At 71.8% G+C, this 25,479-nt stretch carries 16 protein-coding genes and 3 pseudogenes; 9 read left to right on the forward strand and 10 right to left on the reverse strand.

Translation table 11 applies throughout. The annotated features are described in order from the left end of the window. Positions 1–374 precede the first annotated feature (374 nt). On the reverse strand, positions 375–785 hold the full coding sequence (trxA, locus tag ACSMXW_RS33615) for a thioredoxin (RefSeq protein ID WP_485801948.1): 411 nt from the start codon (positions 783–785) through the stop codon (positions 375–377). Between the two features lie 143 nt (positions 786–928). Between trxA and ACSMXW_RS33620 the strand changes: the two genes are divergently transcribed. Then, on the forward strand, positions 929–2,356 hold the full coding sequence (locus tag ACSMXW_RS33620) for a dihydrolipoyl dehydrogenase family protein (protein ID WP_485801950.1): 1,428 nt from the start codon (positions 929–931) through the stop codon (positions 2,354–2,356). 54 nt (positions 2,357–2,410) lie between these two features. On the opposite strand, the gene ACSMXW_RS33625 is transcribed toward ACSMXW_RS33620, so the two are convergent. The 4 genes from ACSMXW_RS33625 to ACSMXW_RS33640 form a co-directional block, all read right to left on the reverse strand. Beyond that, positions 2,411–3,352, reverse strand: coding sequence for a carbohydrate ABC transporter permease (locus ACSMXW_RS33625; RefSeq protein ID WP_485801952.1), 942 nt, complete (start codon positions 3,350–3,352; stop codon positions 2,411–2,413). Between the two features lies 1 nt (position 3,353). Next, complete coding sequence (locus tag ACSMXW_RS33630) at positions 3,354–4,262, reverse strand: carbohydrate ABC transporter permease (protein WP_485801953.1); 909 nt, start codon at positions 4,260–4,262, stop codon at positions 3,354–3,356. A 23-nt stretch (positions 4,263–4,285) separates the two neighbouring features. Next, positions 4,286–5,644: an extracellular solute-binding protein gene (locus tag ACSMXW_RS33635; protein ID WP_485801955.1), complete on the reverse strand. Its 1,359-nt coding sequence runs from the start codon at positions 5,642–5,644 to the stop codon at positions 4,286–4,288. Positions 5,645–5,802: 158 nt separating this feature from the next. Further along, positions 5,803–7,668, reverse strand: coding sequence for a glycoside hydrolase family 2 protein (locus tag ACSMXW_RS33640; RefSeq protein WP_485801956.1), 1,866 nt, complete (start codon positions 7,666–7,668; stop codon positions 5,803–5,805). 719 nt (positions 7,669–8,387) lie between these two features. Here ACSMXW_RS33640 and ACSMXW_RS33645 point away from each other — a divergent pair. The 4 genes from ACSMXW_RS33645 (at position 8,388) to ACSMXW_RS33660 (ending at position 14,063) form a co-directional block, all read left to right on the forward strand. Then, a complete protein-coding gene (locus ACSMXW_RS33645; protein WP_485808470.1) occupies positions 8,388–9,401 on the forward strand; it encodes a LacI family DNA-binding transcriptional regulator in 1,014 nt (337 codons plus the stop codon). A 502-nt stretch (positions 9,402–9,903) separates the two neighbouring features. Beyond that, positions 9,904–11,397 (forward strand): family 43 glycosylhydrolase, encoded by a 1,494-nt coding sequence (locus ACSMXW_RS33650; protein ID WP_485801958.1) that lies wholly within the window; start codon positions 9,904–9,906, stop codon positions 11,395–11,397. A gap of 278 nt (positions 11,398–11,675) precedes the next feature. Then, on the forward strand, positions 11,676–13,079 hold the full coding sequence (locus ACSMXW_RS33655; RefSeq protein WP_485801960.1) for a family 43 glycosylhydrolase: 1,404 nt from the start codon (positions 11,676–11,678) through the stop codon (positions 13,077–13,079). An 18-nt stretch (positions 13,080–13,097) separates the two neighbouring features. Further along, complete coding sequence (locus ACSMXW_RS33660; protein ID WP_485801961.1) at positions 13,098–14,063, forward strand: pirin family protein; 966 nt, start codon at positions 13,098–13,100, stop codon at positions 14,061–14,063. A gap of 1,195 nt (positions 14,064–15,258) precedes the next feature. Here ACSMXW_RS33660 and ACSMXW_RS33665 read toward each other — a convergent pair. After that, positions 15,259–16,440 (reverse strand): hypothetical protein, encoded by a 1,182-nt coding sequence (locus ACSMXW_RS33665; RefSeq protein WP_485801962.1) that lies wholly within the window; start codon positions 16,438–16,440, stop codon positions 15,259–15,261. Positions 16,441–17,241: 801 nt separating this feature from the next. On the opposite strand from ACSMXW_RS33665, the gene ACSMXW_RS33670 reads away from it, so the two are divergent. Further along, positions 17,242–18,099 (forward strand): hypothetical protein, encoded by an 858-nt coding sequence (locus ACSMXW_RS33670; RefSeq protein WP_485801964.1) that lies wholly within the window; start codon positions 17,242–17,244, stop codon positions 18,097–18,099. A 136-nt stretch (positions 18,100–18,235) separates the two neighbouring features. On the opposite strand, the pseudogene ACSMXW_RS33675 reads toward ACSMXW_RS33670, so the two are convergent. The 3 pseudogenes from ACSMXW_RS33675 to ACSMXW_RS33685 form a co-directional block, all read right to left on the reverse strand. After that, positions 18,236–18,925, reverse strand: a pseudogene (locus ACSMXW_RS33675) (ferric reductase-like transmembrane domain-containing protein); the annotation flags it as partial. After that, positions 18,892–20,387, reverse strand: a pseudogene (locus ACSMXW_RS33680) (histidine kinase dimerization/phospho-acceptor domain-containing protein). The pseudogenes ACSMXW_RS33675 and ACSMXW_RS33680, both read right to left, overlap by 34 nt. A 29-nt stretch (positions 20,388–20,416) precedes the next feature. Continuing rightward, positions 20,417–20,660, reverse strand: a pseudogene (locus tag ACSMXW_RS33685) (winged helix-turn-helix domain-containing protein); the annotation flags it as partial. Between the two features lie 429 nt (positions 20,661–21,089). Here ACSMXW_RS33685 and ACSMXW_RS33690 point away from each other — a divergent pair. Both ACSMXW_RS33690 and ACSMXW_RS33695 read left to right on the forward strand, forming a co-directional pair. Continuing rightward, a complete protein-coding gene (locus tag ACSMXW_RS33690; protein ID WP_485801966.1) occupies positions 21,090–21,515 on the forward strand; it encodes a BlaI/MecI/CopY family transcriptional regulator in 426 nt (141 codons plus the stop codon). Between the two features lie 3 nt (positions 21,516–21,518). After that, positions 21,519–22,589 carry a M56 family metallopeptidase gene (locus ACSMXW_RS33695; protein ID WP_485801968.1) on the forward strand — a complete coding sequence of 357 codons (1,071 nt, stop codon included), beginning with the start codon at positions 21,519–21,521 and terminating at the stop codon, positions 22,587–22,589. A gap of 200 nt (positions 22,590–22,789) precedes the next feature. Here the strand turns inward: ACSMXW_RS33695 and ACSMXW_RS33700 are convergent, their stop codons facing one another. After that, positions 22,790–23,548 carry a polyprenol monophosphomannose synthase gene (locus ACSMXW_RS33700; RefSeq protein ID WP_485801970.1) on the reverse strand — a complete coding sequence of 253 codons (759 nt, stop codon included), beginning with the start codon at positions 23,546–23,548 and terminating at the stop codon, positions 22,790–22,792. A gap of 95 nt (positions 23,549–23,643) precedes the next feature. Here ACSMXW_RS33700 and ACSMXW_RS33705 point away from each other — a divergent pair, with 95 nt between their 5' ends. After that, a complete protein-coding gene (locus ACSMXW_RS33705) occupies positions 23,644–25,437 on the forward strand; it encodes a hypothetical protein (protein WP_485801972.1) in 1,794 nt (597 codons plus the stop codon). The last annotated feature ends 42 nt before the right edge of the window (positions 25,438–25,479 follow it).

Below are 25,479 nucleotides of genomic sequence, written 5' to 3' on the forward strand. Positions count from 1 at the left end.
GGCCGGGGGCCGCGGATCGCCCCTTCGGGACGGTGGTGTCGTGGTGGTTCGTGGTGGCTGGGCGCGCGGTTCCCCGCGCCCCTTTTCGGGGCCGCGCCCCTTTTCGGGGCCGCGCCCCGGTGGAGTCCCCCGGGGCGGTGGTCTTGTGGTGGTTTCGTCGTGGCTGGGCGCGCGGTTCCCCGCGCCCCTGAGGTTGGCCGGGGTGCAGCCCTGCCTTTGAGGGGCGCGGGAACCGCGCGCCCAGCCACCTACCACCCAGTGGCCCGGCGATGGCAGTGGACTGCCCCTTCGGGGCGGTGGCGACCCGCAGGGGCGGCGGCGCGCTGCCGCGGTGGCCCGGGCCGGGCAGGGGGACAGGGCCCGGGCCGGGGGCGTTACTCCGCGGGGCCGCTGCCGTCCGGCTGGGCGCTCTGCCTGCCCTGGGCCTCCGCCTGGGCGATCGACTTACGGACCTCGTCCATGTCCAGGTTCCTGGCCTGGCCGATGACGTCGTCCAGCGCGGCCTCGGGCAGTGCGCCGGGCTGCGCGAAGACGGCGACCTGGTCGCGGACGATCATCAGCGTCGGAATCGACTGGATGCCGAAGGCCTGCGCCAGCTCGGGCTGCGCCTCCGTGTCGATCTTCCCGAAGACCAGGTCGGGGTTGGCCTCGGCCGCCCTCTCGTAGACGGGTTCGAACTGCTTGCATGGCCCGCACCACGACGCCCAGAAATCGATGAGGACGAAGTCGTTGTCCGTGACCGTCTGGTCGAAGTTCTCTTTGGTGAGCTCGACGGTGCTGCTCATGGGCGTCCTTACCTCTTCCTGAATATCCGGACTCCGGCTCCCGGATCCGGTGCAGCTCATGCCGGGAACAGATCCGGACCGGCACGTATTCCGCGCGCGTACCCGACTGGCCCCGGCGCACACCTGCCTTCAGACTGGCCTGCATGACGGACGCGATCGAATACGACGTGGTGGTCCTCGGCGCCGGTCCGGTGGGGGAGAACGTCGCGGACCGGGCCCGCGCGGCGGGCCTGAGCACCGCGGTGGTCGAGACCGAGCTGGTGGGCGGGGACTGTTCCTACTACGCGTGTGTTCCCAGCAAGGCCATGCTGAGGCCCGTGATCGCACGTGCGGAGGCCCGTATGGTGCCCGGCCTGCGCGGGGCCGTACAGGGTCCGCTCGACGTGTCCGAGGTCTTCGCCCACCGTGACTACTTCACCGCGAACTGGAACGACGACGGCCAGGTCGAGTGGCTGAAGAGCATCGGCGCCGAGCTGTACCGGGGTCAGGGCCGGCTCGCGGGAGCCCGCAGGGTCACCGTCACCCGCGCGGACGGCAAGGTGACGGAGCTGTCCGCGCGCCAGGCGGTGGCCGTGTGCACGGGCAGCCGCGCCGCGCTGCCCGACCTGCCCGGCATCGACCGGGTGCGGCCGTGGGACAGCAGGAACGCCACCTCGGCCCATGATGTGCCGGGCCGGCTCCTCATCGTCGGCGGCGGCGTCGTCGCCTGTGAGATGGCGACGGCCTGGCAGGCGCTGGGCTCCCGGGTCACCGTGCTCGTACGCGGCCAGGGGCTGCTGGAGCGGATGGAGCCGTTCGCCGGTGAGCTGGTCGCCGACGCGCTGCGCGAGGCGGGCGCCGAGGTCCGCACCGGCACCTCGGTGGCCTCCGTCGCCCGGGACGGCGACGTGGTCAGGGCCGAGCTGGCCGGCGGCGGGACCGTGGAGGCCGACGAGATCCTCTTCGCCACCGGACGTGCCCCGCGCACCGAGGACATCGGCCTCGACACCGTCGGTCTGGAGCCCGGCTCCTGGCTGGACATCGACGACACCTGCCTGGTGAAGGGCACCACCTGGCTCTATGCGTGCGGTGACGTCAACCACCGTGCGCTCCTCACCCACCAAGGCAAGTACCAGGCCCGCATCGCGGGCGCGGCGATCGCCGCCCGCGCCCAGGGCGTGCCCATCCTGGAGACGGACCCCTGGGGCCTGCACACCGCGACCGCCGACCACGCCGCGGTGCCGCAGGTCGTCTTCACCCACCCCGAGGTCGGCGCCGTCGGCCTCACCCTCGCCGAGGCCGAGCGCCGGGGCCTGCGGGTGCGCGCCGTCGACCAGGACATCACCGCCGCCGAGGGCGCGGCGCTCTACGGCGACGGCTACAGCGGCCGCGCCCGGATGGTCGTCGACCTCGACCGGGGCGTGCTGGCGGGGGTCTGCTTCGCCGGGCCCGGCGTCGGCGAGCTGCTCCACTCGGCCACCATCGCGGTCGCGGGCGAGGTAACCGTCGAGCGCCTCTGGCACGCCGTGCCGTCCTTCCCGACGATCAGCGAGGTGTGGTTGCGGCTGCTGGAGTCGTACCGGGACAGCTGACCGGCGGGAACGGCGCCGACGGAGGCGCGGGTGCGGCCCGGCGGGCGCCCGGCCTCACTGCCCGCCCAGGCCCGTGGTGGCCACCGACTTCACGATGTGGCGCTGGAAGAGCATGAACACGATCACCAGCGGCAGCGCGGCGAGCACCGCCGAGGACATGGTCTGCGCGTACTGGACGCCATAGGCGTCCTTGACCGAGGTGATGCCCACCGGGAGCGTCATCAGCGCCGGGTCGGAGGTGGACACGAACGGCCACAGGAAGTTGTTCCAGGCGGTGATGAAGACGAAGATCGCGACCGCCGCCAGCATCGGCCGGGACAGCGGCAGCACCACGGACCAGAAGATCCTCCAGTGCCCGGCGCCGTCGATCCGCGCCGCCTCCTGAAGCTCCCGGGGGACGGAGTCGAAGTGCTTCTTCAGGATGAAGACCATCATCGGCATCACCGTCTGGGGCAGGATCACCGCCGCATACGTGTCGATGAGCCCCAGCGTGAGCATCTGCTGGAACCACGGCACGATCAGCACCTGCTGCGGCACCAGGATCGCGGCCACCGTCACCGCGAACAGCCATCTGCGCCCGGCGAAGAGGGTGCGCGAGAAGGCGTAGCCGGCCATGGCGGAGACCAGCACGGTGATGACCGTGACCGCGGTCGAGATCAGCAGGCTGTTGAACATCCACAGCGGCAGGTCGCCCCGCTCGACGACGGTACGGAAACCGTCCAGCGTGAAGCCCCCGTGCGGCCAGAACCAGTGCCCGGCGTCGCTGGCGTCCCGCTCCGACTTGAAGGACGTCAGCACGGCCCACAGCAGCGGCAGCAGCCACAGGGCCGCGAGCGCGGCGAGCGCGGCGAGCGCCAGGACCCGGGCGAGCCGGCTGCCGCCCAGGGTGAGGTTCGTCCCCGTGGTGAAGGCGGGGCGGCGGCGGGCACCGGGCGCGGGCACCCGCCGGGGCGCCGCGGCGCGTACGGGGCGCACGGGCAGATCGGTGGAGGTCATGTCACTTCTCCCTGCGGCGGAAGGCGGTGAGCTGCGCGACGGAGGCGAGGACGACCAGCGCGAAGAAGATGTAGCTGATCGCGGAGGCGTAACCGAGGCGGTAGCCGGTGAACCCGACGTCGTAGACGTACTCGATGACCGGCCGCGTCGAGCCGTTCGGGCCGCCCTTGGTCAGCAGGTACACCTGGTCGAAGACCTTGAGCGAGGCGAGGATCTGCAACACCGCGATCACGCCGGTGATCCGGCCGAGCTGCGGCAGCGTGATCGACCACAGACGCCGCCACGCCCCGGCGCCGTCGATGGCCGCGGCCTCGTAGAGGTGGTCGGGGATCGACTGCAGGGCCGCCAGGTACAGCAGGAAGTTGAAGCCGACGGTCCACCACAGGGTGGTCAGCGCGATCGCCCAGATCGCCACCGACTCGTCACTCAGCCAGCCGATGCCCCCGAGCCCCACGGCGCCCAGCAGATGGTTGTAGAGGCCGAGATCGGGCTGGTACAGCCAGAGCCACAGCAGGCTCACCACACCGACCGGCAGCAGGTACGGCGCGAAGAAGGCCAGCCGCCACACCCACTGGCCCGGCAGCCCGGTGTGCACCAGGAGCGCCATCACCAGCGCCACCAGCACCAGGGGCACGGTCGAGATCAGGGTGAACAGAACGGTGTGCCACACCGCCCGCCACATCTCGGCGTCGCCGAGCGCCTCCGCGTAGTTGCCGAGGCCCACGAAGGACGGGGCGTGCGCGGACAGGGAACGGTCCGTCAGGCTCATCCACAGCCCCTGGACCAGGGGCCAGGCCATGAACACGGCGAACAGGGCCAGGAACGGCAGGGCGAACAGCAGCCCCGGACTGAGGAAGCGGCGCGCGGTGGTGGCCGTGGACGGGCGCGGCGCGGCTGGGGGAGCGGACATCGTGGTGCCTCCTGCGCTCGGGCTCAGGCCGGACTCGGCTTGGAGAGGAAGGTGTCGAGGCGCTTGACCATGGCGCGCGCCGCCGCCTTCGGGGACAGACCGTTCAGCAGCGCCTGCTGCAGCACCTGGCACATCGCGTTCTGGAAGTCGGAGCCCGCCCCGGCGAACCAGGCCACCGGGTCGAGCACCACATGGTCCTGGGCCGCCGCGTACCGCGACTGCGGCAACAGGTGCTCGTACGCCGTGGTGCGCGTCACCGGGCGGTACGCGGGGATGTGCCCCGCCGTCGCCCACACCTGGCCCGCCTTGAGGAGTGCCGCCACCGCGCGGTGGGTCCGCCTGCGGTGGGCGGGATCGGGGTGCGGGCGGTGCGGCAGGACGAACGAGTGCGAGTCGGCGTAGACCGCGGGCGTGCCGAAGACGGTGGGGAAGGGCGCGGCGCCCACCTTCGGGTCCGCGCCCTTGAAGGTGGGCAGCTCCCACTCACCGGAGAGGATCATGGCCGTCTGCCCGTTGACGAAGGCGGCGAGCCCCGCGTTGTAGTCGAGCGCCTTCGGGTTGACCTTGCCGTCGGTGATCCGCGCCATGAACGCGATGACCTCCGCCATCCGGTCCTCGTCCGCCTTCGCGGGGCCGCCGGCCGGCAGCTCCAGGGTGCCGCCGGTCTGCCGGTACAGGCCGTAGAACAGCCGCCAGCCCTGGGCGGTGTCGTTGACGTAGCCGAAGCCGATGCCCTGCTTGCCGGAGGCCTTCGCCAGCTCCCGGCCCGCCTCGAGAAAGCGCCCCGGTGAGGAGAACGCCTCCTGGTCCAGCGAGCCGTCCGGCCTCAGCAGCCCCGCCTTCCCGGCCGGGCCCGGGTGGAAGAAGACGATGAACGGGTGGGTGTCCAGCGGCACGGCGTAGGTGCCGCCGCCGGACCGGGCGCGCGCCCAGACGTTCGGCGCGAAGTCCTCGCGGCGGATGCCGTACTCGGCGAGCAGCTCCGGGTCCCACGGATCCAGCAGTCCCGTCGGCGCGTAGCCCGGCAGCCGCGACATGTGCATGATGGCCACATCGGGGCCCCGCCCGCCCGCCGACGCCATGGCGAGCTTGGTGTAGTACGGGGTGCCCCACTCCAGTACGGTGCGCTCGATCCGGGTCCCGGGCATCTCCGGGCGGGCTTTGTCGATCATGACGTTGAGGTTGGCGCCGTCGCCGCCCGAGAACAGGTCCCACAGCCGCACCGTCCGCTCGTCCGCGGCGAGCGCCGAGCCGCACGCGCTGAGGGCGGGACCGCCCAGCAGCAGCCCGGCCGGGACCAGCGCGGTCCGCAGCGCACGGCGGCGTGTCACACCGGTGCCGCCGCCGGGGCCGGCGGCACGGGGGAGAGGCAGGTCGACCATGAAATGCCCTTCCTGTGTATCGAGATACGTCATGGCGCGGGGCGGAGGCGCGTGCCGTGCGCGCCGGGGCGCGGGGTGGCGGACGCCGGCGACCGGAGGGTCCCCGGCGCCTGCCCGGGAGCGCCGCCCGGGGCCGCGCTCGCCCTGGGGAACAGGGTTCAGGAGCGCGACTCGGAGGCAGCCGGGCGCTGCTGGACGCGGCGCAGCGCGCCGGTGTCGAGCTTCTCGGAGCGGTCGAAGGCGTAGACGCCGTTGCGCTCCTGGAAGACGTCGGTGAGCTGGGTGTAGCAGTAGCCGAACATCCCGGGGTCGCCGAGCAGCACGTTCACCAGGCCGGTGAAGCGTGCGATGAACTCCTCGGCGGTGCGCGGTCGCTCGCCGTAGCCCCAGGAGGAGTCCCGCTCGTCGCCCGCTGCGGTGCCGGCGGCGGCCGGATCCCACCAGATGCCCCCGAACTCGCTGCAGAAGTACGGCTGCCCCCGGTACGGTACCGACCAGGGCCTTTCGTCCGGCGCGGAGTTGACGTACGGCCGGTCCTCGGCGAGGCCGCCCATGATCTTCGCGAACGCCTCGGGGTCCTGCTCGTAGCAGTGCGAGTCGTAGACGTCGGTCTCGGCGATCCGGTGCGCATAGCCCGAGGCGTCGATCACCGGACGGGTGGTGTCCATCGCCTTGGTCGCCAGGAACATCGCGCGGGTGACGTCGTCGAGCTGGGTGATCCGGTCGTGCAGGTGCTGGTACGTCTCGTTGAGCGGGCACCAGCCGATCACCGACGGGTGCGAGTAGTCGCGCTCCAGTGCCTCCAGCCACTCGGCCGCGTAGGACGCGTCCGGGCGCTGGTTGTCGTCCCGGGCGCCCACCTCGCAGCCCCAGTCGCCGAACTCCCCCCAGACCAGGTAGCCGAGCCGGTCGGCGTGGTACAGGTAGCGCTCCTCGAAGACCTTCTGATGCAGCCGCGCGCCGTTGAACCCGGCGGCCATGCCCAGCCGGATGTCCCGCTCCAGGTCCGCGTCGCCCGGCGCGGTCATCAGACCGTCCGGGTAGTAGCCCTGGTCGAGGACGAGCCGCTGGAAGACCGGCTCGCCGTTGAGCAGCACCCGTTTGCCGTGCAGCGCCACCGAGCGCAGGCCCGCGTACGAACGTGCCCCGTCCACCACCTCGCCCCGCTCGTCCAGCAGCTCCAGCCGAAGGTCGTACAGGTGCGGGTCCCGGGGCGACCAGGGGCGCACCCGGTCCTCGGGAACGGTGAGCACCAGGCGCGGGCACAGGTCGAGGTCGGCCCGGCTCTCGGCCCGGGTCACCTCGCCCCGCTCGTCGCCGAGCTGTGCCCTGACCCGGTGGCCCGGCAGGTTGGCGGTCAGCGGCAGCTCCAGGTGGAACGAGCCCGAGGCCAGGTCGGGGGTGATGCGGGGCCGCTTGAGGTGGGCGGCGAGCGGCACCGGCTCCAGCCACACCGTCTGCCAGATGCCGGTGGTGCGCGTGTAGTGGCAGCCCGAGTTGGCGTACCAGGTTGCCTGCTTGCCGCGGGCCTGCGGACCGTGCCGGGTGTCGCGCGCCCGGACCACGATCACCGCCTCGGCGCCCGGCTCCACCACGCCGTGCAGATCCGCCGTGAACGGCGTGAAACCGCCCCGGTGGCGCGCCACCTCCGTGCCGTTCACCCACACCGTGGTGTCGTGGTCGACGGCGCCGAAGTGCAGCAGGACCCGGGAGCCCGCCCAGGCGCGGGGCACCGGCACGCTCCTGCGGTACCAGACGGCCTCCATGAAGTCGGTCTCGCCGACGCCGGACAGCGTGGACTCCGGGCAGAACGGCACCGTGATGGCGTCCGCCAGCGGACGCTCCCGCAGGCCGCGCTCCAGGCCGGTGTCCGAACGGTCGATCTCGAACTCCCAGCGACCGTTGAGATTCAGCCAGTCCGCCCGGACGAACTGGGGGCGGGGGTACTCGGGACGCGGGAGGTCCGACGGCGAAGGGACGTCCGGGTGCGGAGGGACGCCCCGGTGCGGCGGGGGAGGGGACATGCTGCTCCTCGCGTACGCAGGTGCGATTCGGTGCGGGGCCATGCCACCACGTGCTTACATCGATGTAAATGGCTGGGACCGAGCGAGTGCGCCACGAGACCGATTTGTGATGCCGTGGGGTTGCCGGCCGCGGCGCTGCTCCGCGCCTGCCGGCGCGTGGGCTCTGATCGACGGCCGGCCGAGGCGGTGCCGAGCGGCTGCCGGCCGGGGGACGCCGGCCGGCGACGTGTCGAGAGACGCTGTCGTCCGGCCGCTCGCCTAGGGGGTTTCTGATGGATCTCCGTGGGAGAAGGAGCGGCTCCCCCACCGCCTCGAAGGCGTGGGAGGTGCCCCCAAGTGCGTGCTCTGGGGGTGCCTCCTGCTCGAAGAGCTTGGGGAGTGCCGGGTGCGCGTCCTCGTGCTGGGCGTACGTGGGCTTGTGCCCGGTGCGGCGAGTGGGGGTGCCCCCGCGCGTGGGGGCACCCCCGCGCGTGGGGGCACCCCCGCGCGAGCCCGTTCGAGCGTGGGGGAGCAGCCGAGCGTGGGGGAGTGTGCCGGGCGTCGCGACGCCACGGAGATCCATCAGAAGCCCCCTGGGTGCCGCCCCTCGGCTGCCGCCGCGTGCTGCGTCTCCTCGGCCGGGCCGGTACGGCCGCGGCCCGGCCGGCCTCTCCCGGTCGGCGCCGTGGCGGCGGGGCGGGGCTCGGTACGATCACGGTGGCGGAAGGAAACAGAACGTGGTGGCCAGGCCGAGGATCAAGGACGTGGCGGAGTACGCGGGCGTCTCCCCGAAGACCGTCTCGAACGTGATCAACGACTACGAGCACGTATCGGAGCGGACCCGCGCCGCCGTCCGCGAGGCCATCGACGCCCTGGGCTACCGCGTGAACATCGCGGGCCGCCAGCTGCGCCGGGGCCGTACCGGCATGCTGGCCCTCGCGGTGCCCGAGCTGGACGTCGCCTACTTCGCGGAGCTGGCCCGGCACGTGATGCTGGAGGCCGACCGGCGCGGCGGCACCGTACTCATCCATGAGACCGGTGGCCGCCGCGAGCGCGAGCTGGCGGCGGTGCACGGCTTCGACGCACAGTTCACCGACGGGGTGATCCTCAGCCCCCTCGCCCTGCTGCCGCGCGACCTGGCCGGCCGTGACACCCGCCTGCCGCTGGTGCTGCTGGGGGAGCGGACCGCCCCCGGCGGCGCCGACCACGTGGGCATCGACAACGTCACCGCCGCCCGGGAGGCGACCGAACACCTGCTGGCCCGCGGCCGGCGGCGGATCGCCGTCGTCGGCGGTGCGCTGCGCGGCCCCCAGGGCACCGACCGGCTGCGCACCCACGGCTACCGCGAGGCGCTGCGCGCCGCCGGCGTGCCCTTCGACGCGAGCCTGGTGGCGCCCGTCCCCGCGTTCCACTGGCAGGACGGCGCACGCGCCGCGGCGGCGCTCGCCGCACGTGCCGACCCGCCGGACGCGCTGCTCTGCCTCAACGACCACCTGGCGCTGGGGGCGGTACGGGCCCTGCACGAGCAGGGCCTCGCGGTCCCCGACGACCTGGATGTCGTGGGGTTCGACGACATCGAGGCCTCGCGGTTCAGCATTCCGACGCTCAGTACGGTGGCGCCGGACAAGCGGGAGATCGCCCGTGCGGCGGTGGAGCTGCTGCTGGAGCGTATCGAGCGTGCGGGCGACGGGACGCCTCCTGTGGAGCATGTGGCGGGGCACCGGCTGATCGTGCGGGAGAGTTCCGGGGGGTGAGCCGGCGGGTGGGCCCGCCCTGGCCGGCTTCGGCCCGGTTGGTCCAGCCTCGGTTGGTCCCGCCTCGGTCGGTCCCGCCCGGATGGTCCGCCTCGGCGCTGAGCCCGCTCCAACTGGTCCCGGCCTCTGCGGTGGTTCCAGCCTCTGCGGCTGGTCCGGGCCTGTGCGGGTGGTCCCGGCCTCTGGGGTGGCTCCGGCGGTAGGGGCTGTTCCTTCGGGGCACCGGGCGGGCGGTGGAGGCTGCCCCTTCGGGCCGGTGACGACGTTGGGGTGTCGTCGTGGTCGGTCGCGCAGTTCCCCGCGCCCCTTCGTGGACGCCCCTGGTCGGAGAGAACCGCTCTTCGGGGAACCGCTCTTCGGAGGACCGTTCCTCGCCGTGGGCATTGACAGGTGCACGCCCTCTCTCTACCGTCGTCGCGACGTGGTTACATCGATGTAAAGCCCGTGGCGTACGGGTTCCGCGTACGGGCTCCGTTCGAGTTGTGTCCCGGAGGGTTGCCGTATGTCCACACCGCTTCCCGCGCACCGGGCGGGACGAAGAGGCCTGTTCGTCGCGCTGCTGCTCGGCCTGGTCGCGCTGCTCGCCGGATCGCTCCCGGCGGTGGCCGCTCCCGGCGGGGCACCGCCGGCGGCCGGCCACGGTACGGCACGGAGCACGGCCGCGTCCGGCACCTTCCGCAATCCGCTGAACACCGGCCCCGACCCGTATCTGACCTATTTCAAGGGCGCCTACTATCTGACCACCACCCAGGGCGGCAGCATCAGGATGTGGCGCTCGCCGTCCCTCGGCACGCTGCTCACCGCGGACCCCGTCACCGTCTGGACGGACAGCGACCCGTCACGCAACCGGGACATCTGGGCCCCGGAGTTCTACCGCTTCGGCGACCGCTGGTACCTGTACTACACGGCCGACGACGGCGTGGACGACCACCACCGGATCTACGTCCTGGAGTCCGACCGTGACGACCCCGCGGGTCCCTACCACTTCAAGGCGAAGCTTGCGCCGCCGAACCATGCCGAGGACTTCGCCATCGACCCGGGCATCCTCCAGGTCGGCGGCAAGCTGTACCTGGCCTACAGCGGGATCAACCAGTACCAGCACAACGGCCTCAACATCGCCCCGCTCGCCAACCCGTACACGGTCTCCGGCAACGCGGTCGCCATCAACGCCGCGGGCGGCTGCCCCGAGGTGCGGGAGGGCCCGGAGTTCCTGTACCACGGCGGCCGTACCTGGATGACCTACTCGACGTGCGACACCGGCAAGCCCGACTACCAGATCTGGATGATGTCCCTGCCGGACGGCGCCGACCCGCTGGTGCCCGGGAACTGGACCCAGCACCAGGGTGCCGTGTTCTCCCGCGCCGACGCGAACGGCGTCTTCGGCCCCGGCCACCACGCCTTCTTCCGCTCCCCGGACGGCACCGAGGACTGGATCGTGTACCACGCCAAGAGCACCAGTACCTACACGTACGACAACCGCACCACCCGTGCACAGCGGTTCACCTGGCGCGCCGACGGCAGCCCCGACTTCGGCATCCCGCTGGCCACCGGCGCCACCCAGGACCTGCCGTCCGGCGATCCGGGTCCCGGTGCCTACTGGATCAACGACGACGGCCGCTCCAGCGGGCCGGGAGGTGTGACGTTCACCGGCACGTGGAACTCCGGTACCGGCTGCGCCGCGCAGTGCTTCTGGGGTGACGACCACTGGCTCGACCAGGCCGGGGCCACCGCCACGTTCTCCTTCACGGGCACCCGGATAGCCCTGCTGTCCGTGCGCGACGTCGGCAACGGCTATGCGGCGATCAGCGTCGACGGTGGTCCCGAGCAGCAGGTCGACTACTACGGCGCCATCCGCACCGGCGAGGTGGTGCAGTACATCAGCCCGCGGCTGGCCCCGGGGCAGCACACCCTGCGGGTCCGGGTGACCGGCCAGCACGACCCGAACTCGTCGGCGTCCTTCGTCAGCGTCGACCGCGCGGAGGTGTACACCGACTGAGCCCGGCCGGCGTGGCCCGGCCGGGGCCTCTCAGGGGGAGCGCGCCCCACAGAGGCCTCATTTCCCTGGAGGTCCGCCCCCTGGAGGTCCGCCCCCCACAACCTGCGCCCCCTGGACGTCCGCCCACAGGACCTCCGTCTCCACGACCTTCCCCCCGCAACCTCCGCGCCCGGGACGTCCGTGCCGCAGGACCTGCGCACCCAGGACCTGCGCACCCAGGACCTGCGCACCCAGATCCTCCGCACCCAGGACTGCCGGCCCCCACGAAAGGAAGCCGCATGAGAGGAATCCGCAGAACCCCGCGCCTGCGCAGACCCGCCGGCCGGCCCCGCCGTGCCCGTGGCCTCGCGGTCCTGCTCACCGCGGCCGCCCTGGCCGCGGTCCCGCTCGCCACCACTCCGCTCGCAGCCGCCCCGGCGCGGGCGGCCACCGGCGGCCCCGTGCTTGACCGGAACTTCCCCGACCCGGACGTGGTGCGGGTGGGCGGTACCTACCACGCCTACGCCACCAACGGCGACAGCAAGAACATCCAGCACGCCACCTCCACCGACCTGGTGCACTGGTCGGTCGCGGGCGCCGACGCCCTGCCCGCCGTCGGTTCCTGGGCACTCCCGCAGACGTCCCTGGTCTGGGCGCCGGACGTCTTCGAGGCCGGCGGCGGCCTGACGATGTACTACACCGCCCGTGACAGGGCCGGCGACAAGCAGTGCATCGGCGTTGCCAGGGCCACCTCGCCCGACGGGCCGTTCACACCGGTCGGCAGCGGGCCCCTGGTCTGCCCGGCGGCCGACGGCGGCGCGATCGACGCCTCCAGCTACACCGAGAACGGGCAGCGTTACCTGCTCTGGAAGAACGACGGCAACTGCTGCGGGCTCGACACCTGGCTGCACATCCAGCCGGTCAGCGCGGACGGCACCGCCACCACCGGCGGCGCGGTACGGCTCATCCGGCAGGACCGCCCCTTCGAGGGCAACGTCATCGAGGCCCCGACCCTCGTCAAGCGGGACGGCCACTACGTCCTGTTCTACTCCGCCAGCTCCTACGCGGGCGACGGCTACGCGACGAGCTACGCGGTCTCCGGGAGCCTCACCGGCCCCTACACGAAGGCCGCGGCGCCGCTGATGACCACCGACTCGTTCGCCGGTACGGTCCGCGGCCCCGGCGGCCAGGACGTGGTGACGGGCCCCGACGGCCGTGACCACATCGTCTTCCACGGCTGGGACCCGGCGTACCGGTACCGGGCGATGTACGTGGCCGACCTGGGCTGGGCCAACGGATACCCGGTGGTGCGCGGCAGCAAGGTGATCTACCAGGCGGAGAACGCGGTCGTGCACGACGCCGTGGTGCGGGACGCCGCCGGCGCGCTGGACGGCCGGGCGGTGGGGAAGATCGACAACCCGGACAGCTATGTGGAGTTCAGCGTCTTCGCGGCGTCCGCGGGCCGGCACACCCTGTCCGTGCGGTTCGGCAACGGCTCGCTCGACGCGGCGGGCGCCCGGGTCGGGGCGTCGCACGTGCTCACCGTCAACGGGGCGGGCGCGGGGGAGGTGCGGTACCCGTTCACCGGCTGGGACAGCTGGCAGAAGGTGGACGTCACGGTGGACCTGCACGACGGCTGGAACACCCTGCGGCTGGCCAAGGGCGACTACTACACGGAACTGGACAGCATCGAGGTGGCCTGAGGCGGCTAGGTTGGAGGCATGAGCAATCTGGATCGTGAGGCCGTGCCCACGCCCTGCGGCGGCCGGGGCTTCGTCGTGGCAGAGCCGGTGCGCGAGCTTCTCAGCCCCCGGCGGGTCAAGCTGGGCGAGTCCACCGAGGTCCGCCGCCTGCTGCCGAACCTGGGCCGCCGCATGGTGGGCGCCTGGTGCTTCGTGGACCACTACGGTCCGGACGACATCGCGGACGAGCCCGGCATGCAGGTGCCGCCGCACCCGCACATGGGCCTGCAGACCGTGAGCTGGCTGCACGAGGGGGAGGTGCTGCACCGGGACTCGCTGGGCAGCCTGCAGACCGTCCGCCCCTACGAGCTGGGCCTGATGACGTCCGGGCGGGCCATCAGCCACTCCGAGGAGAGCCCTCGTCCGCACGCCCGGCTGCTGCACGGCGCACAGCTCTGGGTGGCGCTGCCCGACGGGCACCGGCACACCGAGCCGCACTTCGAGCACCACGCCGCGCTGCCCACCGTCACCGCACCCGGCCTCACCGCCACCCTCATCCTCGGCTCCCTGGACGGCACCGCCTCCCCGGGCACCACCTACAGTCCCCTCGTCGGTGCCGACCTCGCCCTGAGCTCCGACGCGGAGGTGCGCCTGCCGCTCGACCCGGACTTCGAGTACTCGGTGCTCGCGATGTCCGGCGAGACCCATGTGGACGGCGTGCCCGTACTGCCCGGCGCCATGCTCTACCTCGGCTGCGGCCGCACCGAACTGCCGCTGCGCGCGGGCTCGGATGCCTCGGTGATGCTGCTCGGCGGGGAGCCGTTCGCGGAGGAGCTGGTGATGTGGTGGAACTTCATCGGCCGGTCTCAGGACGACATCGCACAGGCCCGTGAGGACTGGATGAAGGGCTCCCGCTTCGGCGAGGTACATGGCTACGACGGCGATCGGCTGCCTGCTCCTGAATTGCCCCCGGTGCCGCTGAAACCGCGGGGGCGGGTGCGCTGACCTGGGCATACGGTCCGAGGGTCGGCTCTCTGCCTGGCGCGAACGCCTTGGACCGGTGCGTGTCGCCGGGGAGAAGGCGCTGGCCCCCGAGGCCCTCCTTCAAGAGCCCGGTGCCGTCCCAAGTTTGGTCATCCGTAGGCGTCCTTCGTCAACCTAATGCTGACCCAATGCTGACTTTCCTGATGGGACGTCAGGCGCCACTGTGGTGAGGTCACGGCTGGTAGAGGCTTCGCGCCGCTGCTGTCGGTCGAGGGCATGTCGACCCATTGCTGACCGGCGGTACGGCGTGGGCCACGGGAGGCCGCAAACAGTCGGCAGACGCGAGGAGAGCGGCCGACACGGTGAGGGGGCCATTGTGGGGATCCGTCAATCTGTGCTGTGACACTGCTCGGGTTTCTGCTCTTCGTGTCGTCGCTGAGCCGGGCGGCCAGAGTCGGGCAGACGGCTCCGGAGGCCGTCAGACTTTCATCCGTTTTACCAGGTCGGCGGGTTGCCTGACGCCCTGTTAAGCCGGTCGTCCCGCGTGTATCCCGCGAACAGGGAATATCCCGTTTGGTCTTCTTGCTCCGATTGTTTCGCCGCGGCGGTCAGCTTGCGTCGGGTGATGGAGATCACGAATCCCTTGTCAGGGTAGAGGGTGTTCTGTGCCCGCTTCAATCGAACGGGGAGGCGGTCGGGAGCGTGCGGGCAGCCGAGTGCGCCGATGTGCCCCTGGCCCGGGGAGGTCTTCCATCCTGAGTTCCGAGTGCTGCGCCAGGGCTCCCCAGTCATGGGTGGGGGTGTCGCTGGTCGGCGGGTAGGGCCTGCGGCCCACTGGGTGAACGCTCGACGAGTCCTGCGGCGGATCGTGTTGCTGGAAATTGCGCGACCGGAGGGCGGAAACCGGCTCGCGCGGGCCAGCGCGTTTCGAGGTTGGCTGCAGACCGCAGGTGAGTCGATGGTGACCGGAATCGTTGGCAGGAGGGATCGGCCGCGCCTCGTGAGGCAGACGGCTGTCGTATGAAGTTGTGAGCTGTTTGCGCGGTGCCGCCTTTCGTCGGGGCGGATAGGGCGTGGCGGTGGATCTCCAATGATGCGGAGGATCGCCGGTTTGGCTAACCGGCGATCCCGCGCTATGTTGCGCTGCTCAAAGCGGCCCATGCGACCGAGGACGATCTCTGAGTCCCTGTGCTGGTCCGGGTGGCGCCAGGAGGTGTCAGAGCGGGCGCCTTCTACGGATAGGCAGAATGCTCAGGGCCATGACGGTGCCGTCGGCGTGGAACGAGACCGGGCCGTTCCATTTCCCCGCTTCAGGCGAGTCGGGCCGTTTGCAGTGGAGTTCGTAGGCGGCTTGCCGGTACTCCTCCACGCGGCCGTCTTTGATCAGTCCATACAGGTCCGTGGGCATACCGGAGAATGCTTCGATGCGTGCGCTCCCCATGCGGAAGACGTGGTCCGTGCCGACGAATTCCGTGTCGCCGACCACGATGTCTGCATCGTCGACGCTCGATGTGGCGGCGAAGGTGGGCACGTTGTAGTGCTCTCGTCCTTGGCGTGTGGTGAGGTACCTGGCTGTATTTTGTCCTCCGCCTGAGAACGCGGTCAGACCGGCTGCCCCGGTGCGGGCCAGGAGTTGACCGAACCAGCCGAGGTCGTCCTCGCCCACCTGGAAACCGTCGACGGTCCGCGCCCGCCTGCCCTCGCGGGCCGGTATGCGAATGGCGTTGGGGTAGGGGATACCGGACTTGTCCTTGATCTCCTCGTCGGCGTTTCCCGGGGCGTCCGGTGTGCGGAGGGGAAGTAGTGCTTCGCCGGGGGACTGCAGGGCATTGACCACGATCCCGCCCTGCCCCATGAGCTCGGTGGACAGCATCAGGCACGGGGTCGTGTTCCACGGGCCGATCTGCATGCCCTCGGTCAACTCGGCCCCCTTGACCAGTTGCTGGATGGTGGTGCTGCGGGTCCGGCCGCTCCGCTTGCTCGGTTTTTGGTGGTTTCCACGGCAGGCCACGAAGGTGACTTTCGACGGCTCGCCGGGCTTCCACGCCTCGATGAGGTAGTCGGGGCGAGGGCGTGAGGTCTTGTTCCGTTGCGAGACGCTCAGGGGCCAGCCGGCTCGCAGTACCGTGCTCGTGTCCACGACGGAGACGATGTGGTCCGGGTATCGCTGCTGCACGATGTGTTCTGCCACGGCGAGTCCGAAGCCGACGGCCAGTTCCCGGGCCTGCATGCCCTTGTACCAGCTCTCGGACGTGCGGCCCTTGTCGGTGAGATCCATGGAACCGGCGCGATTGCCGTACAGCGCCTCGCAGAACTTCAGGCTCAGCCAGTGTTCCGCGAGCCCGCGGCCCATTCCCTGGCCGGCCAGCACGTAGCCGCGGGCGACGGCGTGCAGCACCTGCCACGGCGTCAGCTCGATGGACCGGCCGTGCTCGGCCCGCGCGACGGGGCGCAGCTCCGGTTTCCTGCGTGCTGCTTCCTGGCCCTATTCCCGACGCCTCTTGTCGATAGCAGCCGCTGCGGAGTCAACACGTGTGGCCAGTTCAATCGTCGAGTGGACGTGAACGCTTGTCGAGCGGCTGAGTGCGTTCAGGATCTGTCGCGCGGTTCTCGCCATGCATCCCCCCACGTGTCCGCGTGCCCTGGCCGACAGGGAACGGTAGTTCGGAGCAATGGGGCGCATGCAAGTGCGCATGGTGAGCCATGGTGCGGAACCGGCCATGCCGGGACCGGGCGTGACCAGCGGCGACAGAAGTCGTGCCGAAAGTCCGATAATCCGCAGTCGTCAATCCGGCGCCGCCCGAATGCCCTCTTGTCGGGGGATGTTCGAATGGATCAGCCGGGCAGTCATGCCCCGCCGATCAAGAGGAGGCGGGCATGAACTTAAACGAGCATCACAACGGTGCCACACCGGCCCCGAACAGACGCCGAACCAATCCCCGGTGCAACAGCCGCCAGGTGAGACACCCCAGGACCGCGGTAGCGCGGTTGCGGACACGGCCGGCGAGTTCGGTGCGGAGCTGGTGCGGGCCATCCGCGCGGGTCTGGCGCAGGGCGCCAGCCCCATGTACGGGGTCCGGGGCCCTTCCAGGCTGAGCTGGTATGACTTCGCGACCGAGTACGCCGGGCGCACTGGCCCGGCCGGGCGGCGAAGACCCGGGACGAGGTCAGCGACGCACTGACAGCCATCACGCAGGCGATGTGCTGGGAGATCCCCGGCCGACCCAAGGAGGAACTGCTGCGCCGTGCCCTGCGGCACTGGGCCTTTGTCGTACCCGGCCCGGGACAGCAGGAGATGCCGGCGGAGGACCGGCTGGTGCTGCAGTGGGTGGCGAAGGCGCCCCGGCTGCTGGTCGACCTGCATGATCCGGTCCTGGCGCGGGAGGTGCTGGAGTCGCTGCGCCGCAAGCTGGACGGCGGCGAGGCGGCGGTGGAGACGCTGCGCCGCAAGCGCAAGGTGCTGGTGCACGCGCTCCACTACGCCGTCGAGAGGGGCGAGCTGGGCAGCCATCCGCTGGAGAAGATCCGGTGGCGGGTGCCCAAGCCGTCGGTCTCGGTGGATCCGCGGCTGGTGGCCAACCCGTACCAGGCACGGGAGTTGCTGAGCGCTGTCTCCTACGTGGGTGGCTACCGCAGGGCCCGTGGGCGTCGGCTGGTGGGGTTCTTCGCGGGCATGTACTACGCGGGTCTGCGTCCGGAGGAGGCGGTCGCGGCGGCGCTGCCGGACTGCCGCCTGCCTCGAACGGGCTGGGGGCGGCTGGTCGTGCACCGCACGCTGCCCCAGGCGGGCAAACGGTGGACCGACACCGGCCGGAACCACGACGAGCGGGGTCTGAAGAACCGCCCGCCGGGAGAAACACGGGTGGTGCCGCTGCCCCCGCACCTGGTGGCCTTGTGGCGCGAGCACGTCGCCGCCTTCGGCACGGCCGACGACGGTCGGCTGTTCTTCAGCGAACGCGGCGGAGTCCTCGCTCTTCGACCCGCTGGGGCGGCTGGAGTGGCTCGGCTGGCCGGAGCTGTCGCCCGGCGTCGGCGAGGAGACCGCCCCGCCGCCTGAGCCGGCCAGCAGCGGCAGGGCGCTGTGGTGCGGTTTGAGGGACAGCAGCAGGACCAGGCCCGCAACGGTTGATGTCGTCAGGAGGGCGGCTCGGCGCACTGCCCTGATGTTGCTCCTTTCAGGATGCTCGGACCGGTCAGAACGCGAATGATCCGTGGTGGATGCGGCGGCGAGGTACCCCGGCCCCACGCAGGGCGGGTATCGCCGCGGCCGTCATCCCCGGTGGGCCGCACAGGTAGACGTCGCGCTCGGCGATGTCGGGCACGAGGGTGGCCAGCCCGTCCGCGGTGAGGGGCGAGGAGCACTGGGCGGGTTTGTCGACCACGTAGTGCACGGTCGCGCCGCGATCGGCGGCTATGGCGTCGAGTTCCTGCCACAGCGCCAGGTCCTCCGGGCGGCGCGCCCGGTAGACCAGGGTGACCTGGCCGGGCAGCGTCTCGAACAGCGCGCGCAGCGGGGTGATGCCGGCGCCGCCGCCCAGCAGCAGGACTTTTCCGGCCGTGCGTCGAGCCGCCGTGAAGGCACCGTAGGGCCCCTCGGCCCACACCCGGGTGCCTGGCCGGAGCCTGGCCAGCGCCTCGCTGTGGCCGCCGACGGCCTTCACGGTGATCCGCAGGTAGGCCGGGGTCGGCGGTGCGGAGAGCGAGTACGGGTTCGCCGTCCACCACATCCGGGGGGCGAGGAAACGCCGGCGGAAGAACTGACCGGGCCCGGCACCCAGTTCGTCCAGGTGCCGGCCGCTCATGAAGACCGACACCACGCCGGGCGCCTCGGGCCGCACCTCGGTCACCGTCAGTCGGTGCCGCAGGACCCGCCGCACCGGAGCTTTTGCCGCTCCCGGCGCAGGGACTGTCGGGGCCCTCGCCAGCGCCCCCCGGCAGGGGGACAACACTCTCGAACCGTCGAAGTCCGCCCCGGACGCTCGGGGCCGCGAAGGGGCGCCTGCGGAGGCCGGTAGTGGCAGCGGTCGGGAGACGTTACGCGGAGTAGGAGTCCGCGTCCTTGTGGAGGGCCGGGTGCTCGTCGGGTGTCGTTGCGAGCGGTAGCCGCAAGTTCGGCGTGATCCGGGTAGGTGGTGAGGGACAGCGCCACTCGTGTGCCGGGCGGGGTGTGGGTGCGTGCGTTGGCGAGCAGGTTGGCCAGGACCTGGTGGAGGCGGTGTTCGTCGCCCTGGACGATGACGGGTTCCTCGGGCAGGTCCAGCAGCCAGTGGTGGTCGGTGGACAGAGCGCGGGCGTCGTCCAGTGCGTCGAGAGTCAGGCGGGTGAGGTCTACGGGTTCGCGGGCCAAGGGGCGGCCCGCGTCCAGGCGCGCGAGGAGGAGCAGGTCGTCGACCAGGCCGCTCATCCGCTGTGACGTGGCGGAGATGCGTTCCAAAGAGTGCCGTACCCGCTGGGGCAGGGGGCCGGGGTAGCGCAGGGCGAGGTCGGTGTGGGCGCGGACGGTGGCGATGGGGGTGCGTGGTTCGTGGCTGGCGCCGGCGGCGAAGTGACGGAGACGTTCCTCGCCGGCGTCGCGTCGGGCGAGGGCGTCGCCGATGTGACCGAGCATGCGGTTGAGGGCTGTGGCGACCCGGCCGACCTCGGTGTGCGTGTCGCTGTGCGGGACGGGGGCGGGCATGGCGACCTCCCCGGTGGCCAGGGGCAGGCGCGTAACCTCGGTCGCTGTTTTGGCCACCCGCTCCAGGGGACGGAGGGACAGGCGCACCCAGGCGGCGCCCGCGGCGGCGGTGGCCGCCAGGGCCGCGCCGAAGACGGCGGCCTCCACGATCTCCAGCCGGTGCACGGTGTCCTCGACGGCGCGCAGCGGGAGTCCGGTGACCAGGATGTCGCCGTCGTCGCCCCGGACGGCGGCCAGGCGGTAGCGACCGGCCAGCGCGGACAGGTGGACGCTGCGCCCTTCGCCGTCTGGTGGCAGCGTGGCCAGGGCGCGCCGGTCGGCCGGGGTCAGATGAACGGCGGCGTCGGTGTCGTCCTTACCACGGCGGCCTGGGTTGTGTGGCCGGCCAGCAGGCGGGCGCCGAACGTCCCCTCGGCCTGGCCGCGGGTGTCGGGGACGTTATCGGCGTCGGGGCGCTTCTCGTGCTCGACGAGGCTGGCCGTGAACCGGCCGCCGGTGGCGGCGAGTTGCTGGTCGACGCGTCCGACGAGGAAGCTCTCCAGGGCGACGGCGGTCGCGACGCCGACGACCGCGCAGGCCACCGCCAGCAGCACCACGAGCCCTGCGGTCAGCCGCAGGCGCAAGGACACCGGCCGGCGTGCGCGCCGGGCGGCGAGTCGGCGGCGCAGTGCTGCGGGTGGGCGTGGCCGGCGCTCCGTCACGACCGGTCCTCCTTGAGGACGTAGCCCACACCGCGCACCGTGTGGATCAGCGGCGCCCGCCCGGCGTCGATCTTCTTGCGCAGGTAGCTGATGTAGAGCTCGACAACGTGGGCCCGGCCCCCGAAGTCGTAGGACCACACGCCGTCGAGGATCTGATCCTTCGACAGCACCCGGCGCGGGGTTGCGCATCAGGAACCGCAGTAGTTCGAACTCGGTGCGGGACAACTCCACGATCCGGCCCGCCCTACCCCCGTGACTTCCATGTTCTTCCGCTCTGGTGGAGTTGTACGATTTCCATGTCGATGCCGAGGCGGGTGGCGTGCTCGACGAGTGCTGGCGGTAGCCGCCGTCCGATGGGACTCTGCGGATGGCGGGGCGGTGGGGCACCCACCTGGGAGATCAGCTGGGTGTCGGCAACGGAGCCGTGGCCAGCCACGCGAGCATGCGGTCCGAGGGGGGCGGCGACGATGCTCCGCTTTGCGGCCAGCCGGGACGCTGGTGAAGGTCTTCACGCTCTGCCCGTCGATCACGCACGCGGATAGCTCCCCAGGCTTGCCCTCCTCGTGCCGTGACATGGTCTGACGCAGCGGCTCGATCGTTGAGGCAAGCGCGGCACTCATGAGGGGGAAGGTTTAGCCTGAGAATCCGGGCCGGAGAGAGGCATGGTCAGTGCGAGACGGACACCACGACGAAGGCGGCGGGTCGTCCCGTAGGCGGGGCAGGGGGGAGTTGGAGAGCAGTGTGCTGGCTGCTCTCTGGGCAGCCGATGGCCCGTTGACGGCGAAGCAGGTCAGGGAAGCGCTGCCGGCGGACCTGGCGTACACCACGGTGCTGACGATCCTGTCGCGACTGTACGACAAGGGGATGCTGGTCCGGCACCGGGAGGGGCGCGGTTACGCGTACGAGCCGGCTCGGGACGAGGCGTCCCACACCGCCGAGCAGATGCGTACGCTGTTGGAGCACGGCTCCGACCGGGAGGCGGTGCTGGCCCGGTTCGTCTCCGAACTCTCCGAATGCGAAGGGCAGTTGCTGCAACGGCTGCTGGCCGGGGATGACCACGCCGACCGCGCCACGCGGTCCGGTGAAGGGCCGTGAGCGGTGCGGATCAGCGTCTACATCCCGTTTCTTCTCACCGTCGTCCTCGCGGCGTTCGCGCCCCGGTCGGCGCGGCGGCTGCCTCCGTGTCCGGCCTCCTGGGCACTGGCCTGCGTTGCGCTGGTCACGGTCGTCGGCTGGCTGGGGTCGCTGGCCCTGCTGGCGTTCACCGGGCTCGCGCAGATGCCCGAGGTCGCCGAGGAAGGACGCTGGTCGGTGTCGGCGTTGCGCGCCGCGGACCCGGTGCACCTCGTCGTCGCGGTGGGCAGCGCGCTCGCCCTGCTCATCGCGAGCGTGGCCCTCGCAGCCGCCGCTGTACGCCAGGCCCGCCACGTCAGGTGGGCGCGGCGGGAGTGTGCGCGGCTGCCCGGCGACACGGAGCTGGTCGTGCTCGATGACGACTCCCCGCTGGCCTTCGCGCTGCCCGGTGCGCCGGGGCGGATCGTGGTGTCCCGGGGCATGCTGCGCTGCCTCGCCGATGGCGAGCGGGAGGCGCTGCTGGCGCACGAGCGGGCCCATCTGCGGTGCAGGCACGACGTCTTCCAGACCGTCTGGCGGCTCGCGGCGGCCGTGAATCCGCTGCTGCGGCCGCTGGCCACCGCAGGCGACTTCGTCCTGGAGCGCTGGGCCGACGAGGCGGCGGCGCGTGCCGGCGACCGTACGGTCGTCGCCCGCGCGGTGGCCCGGGCCGCCCTCGCGTCCACCGCGCACTCGTCCCGGGGCGCGGCGCTGGCCGCGACCGGCGGCGCGGTCCCGCAGAGGGTTCGGGCCCTGCTGGCGCCACCGCCCCGGCTCCGCGTCCTGCCTTTCGCCGCGGGCGGGATGCTGCTCGGCCTGTGCTGCGCGAGCCTGGCCAACGCGGCCTCCGACAGCGAGGCGATGGTCGACAGCGCCCAGTATGCGACATATACGGCGTCCGTCGACAGGCCCGCGCTCGGGCACCGGTCCGGCGTCCGCTGTGACGGTGACCGGGCCGACGCCGATGAGCGGCGGGACCGCATGCAGCAGAGGAAGCAGTCACCAGTGCCGCACACCGGTCAGGCACACGAGGGCGCCGCCGTCGGCCAGGACTGACCGAGGGCGCGGGGCGGGTCGTGGCAGACATCGATGGGGCGCCGGCCGGAGGTCGGTGTCACCGCCGCCGCGCCGTCGACTGGCCCAGGCAATCGGGGTGTTCGGGTGGCGATCGGGTGTTCAGATCGCGTGCCGGGTCGCGTCGCGGCTGGGCACGATGTCCGGGGGAGCCGTTTCCGGGTAGGTCGGAGGCGCTCTTGTCACCCGGCCCGCCGCAGGCGCGTGAGCGGCCGCAGTCGTGAGCGCAGGCCCCACACGGTGACGCGCCACAGTGCCTCGGTGACGATGGACCGGTTCATTTTGCTGGCGCCGTGCCGCCGCTCCACGAAGGTGATCGGCACCTCGGCGACCCGGAATCCCCGCTCGACCGTGCGGCGCAGCAGATCGACCTGGAAGCAGTACCCCTGGGACTCGACGTCCTCCAGGCCGATCCCCTCCAGTGTGTGCAGCCGGAACGCCCGGAAGCCGCCGGTCACATCGCGGACCGGCAACCGCAGCAGAAGGCGGGAGTAGGCGCTGCCGCCCCGCGAGAGCCACCTGCGGGAGGCGGGCCAGTCGACCACCTGGCCCCCGGGCACCCAGCGGGAGCCGAGGGCCAGGTCGGCGCCCCTGTCGAGCACCGTGAGCAGGCGCGGCAGTTCCTCGGGGCGGTGGGAGCCGTCGGCGTCCATCTCGACCAGCACGTCGTAGCCGCGTTCCATTCCCCAGCGGAAACCGGCGAGGTAGGCGGCGCCCAGGCCCTGCTTGTCGGGACGGTGCAGGACGTGGACGTGGTCGTCGTCCTCCGCCAGTTCGTCGGCGATCTTTCCGGTGCCGTCCGGGCTGTTGTCGTCGGCGATCAGCAGATGCGCGTGGGGGACGGCGGAGCGGAGCCTGCTGGTCACGGCGGTGATGTTGTCCGCCTCGTTGTAGGTGGGGACGACGACCAGGATGCGGGCCGCATCGGTGTCCTGGTTCATGGACAGCGCCTTTCCCTCTGTGGAACCGCCGTCGGCGATCTCTCCTCTACAAGATGTAGTAGATGCTCGTCGGGTTGCTTTCAGGGAGACGCCATATGGACGACGATCCGCACGTAGGCACACGCACGGGCACCGGCGCCGCGACCGCCGTAGAGCTGCCTCCCGTGACGGCACCGCCGCACACCGCGCCGGTGCAAGCCCGTCTGCCGGACGCCGCGCCGCCGCAGTGGCACCGGGGCATGACGCTGATCGCCACGATCAGCCTGTTCATCGGCACCCGGGCCGCGTGGACCAGCGCGATGGTGTCCGCGCCGCCCGTCGCCGCCGTCATCTCCCTGTGCTACGCCGGGATCTTCGTCGCCGGGGTGTGCACCCTGGCGGTACGCAGCCGCAGGGCACTGGCCCGCGTCGACGCGGGCGTGCTCGTGCTGGCGGTCACGCTGGTGCTGTGCGGGTACTGGCTCAACCACGCGGGCACCGACGAGGGGGTGCTCACCGCGCAGGCGGCGAGCGAGATCCTGCACGGGCACCCGATCTACGGGCAGCCCTGGCCGTGGCTGTTCGGCACGCCACGAGTCGGCATCACCAAGACGATGTCCGGCGGCGCCGACTACACCTACGGCTATCCGCCGCTGACCGCCCTGCTCGCCGCCCCCGTCCACGCCGTCCTCCACTCGACGGCGGCCGCGACGCTGGTGACCACCGGGGCGCTCCTGGCGGGCACCGTGGTGCTGTGGCTGCTGATCCCGGCGCCCTGGCGGTCGGCCGCCACCGCCGTATGCCTGGGCTTCGGGTTCCTGCCCACCTACGCCCATGCCGGTTACCCGGCCATCACCGCGCTCGCCCTGCTCGTGCCGGTCGTCGCGCGCTGGCATCGCACCGGCGTCGGCGGGCGGCTCGGGCGGTACGGCGCACTGCGCGCCGTCTGCCTCGGCCTGGCCTGCGCCGCCCAGCAACTGGCCTGGTTCCTCACGCCGTTCCTGCTCGTCGGCGTCTACGCCGTCCGGCGCGGCGAACTCGGACACCGCCAGGCCCTCGCCACCACCGCCCGGTACGCCGGAGGCGCGTTCCTGGCCTGGCTGCTGGCCAACGTCTACTTCATCGCCCAGGCACCGGGCGCCTGGCTGTCCGGCAGCCTGCTGCCGCTCACCCAGAAGGCGATCCTGCACGGACAGGGCGTCATGGGCATCTCCTATTACTTCACCGACGGCAGCAGCCGCCTGGACTACTACTCCTACGCCAGCATCCTGCTGCTCCTCGGCCTGCTCACCGCCACCGTGCTGTTCGTGCGGCGGCTCGGCCCGGCCCTGACCGTCCTGCCCTGGTGCGCCTTCTACTTCACCACCCGTTCCCAGGACGGCTACTTCCTGATGATGACGCCGCTGTGGCTGGCCGCCGCCGCGACCGTCCCCTCATCCGCTCTGGCCACGGCCTGGCAGCCCAGCCTCCCCCGCCTCACCGGTCGCCGCACCAAAGCCGCCCTGGCCTGTGGCCTGCTCGCTCCCGCCTTCCTGTGCACGGGCGTCGCGGCCGCGAGCCCGCCCCCGCTGCGCCTGACCATCGACCGGACAGCGATCGCCGACCGGTCCCCGAACCGTCCGGGGATCACCTCACTGATCGTCCAGGCCGCCAACACCACCGGCACCGCCATCGCCCCGCACTTCGCCACCCGCACGGGGCAGGGCGCCTCCGGCTGGTGGTCCGCCGAGTCCGGCCCCGCCGTCCTGCGCCCGCACGCCCGAGCCCGGTACGTCCTGCGAGCCCCGGGCTGCTTCCACGCCCTGCCCGGCGGCAAGCACCCACGCATCTCCCTCATCGCGGTCTCCGGCACACCGATGACCATCACCACCACCCCGATTCCACTGCCGGTCCCCGGCGGCAGCGCATGACCGGCGGCAAGCACCGTGTGAAAGGAACAAGAAGAACACCCA

Source organism: Streptomyces sp. DSM 116793, from assembly GCF_057320905.1.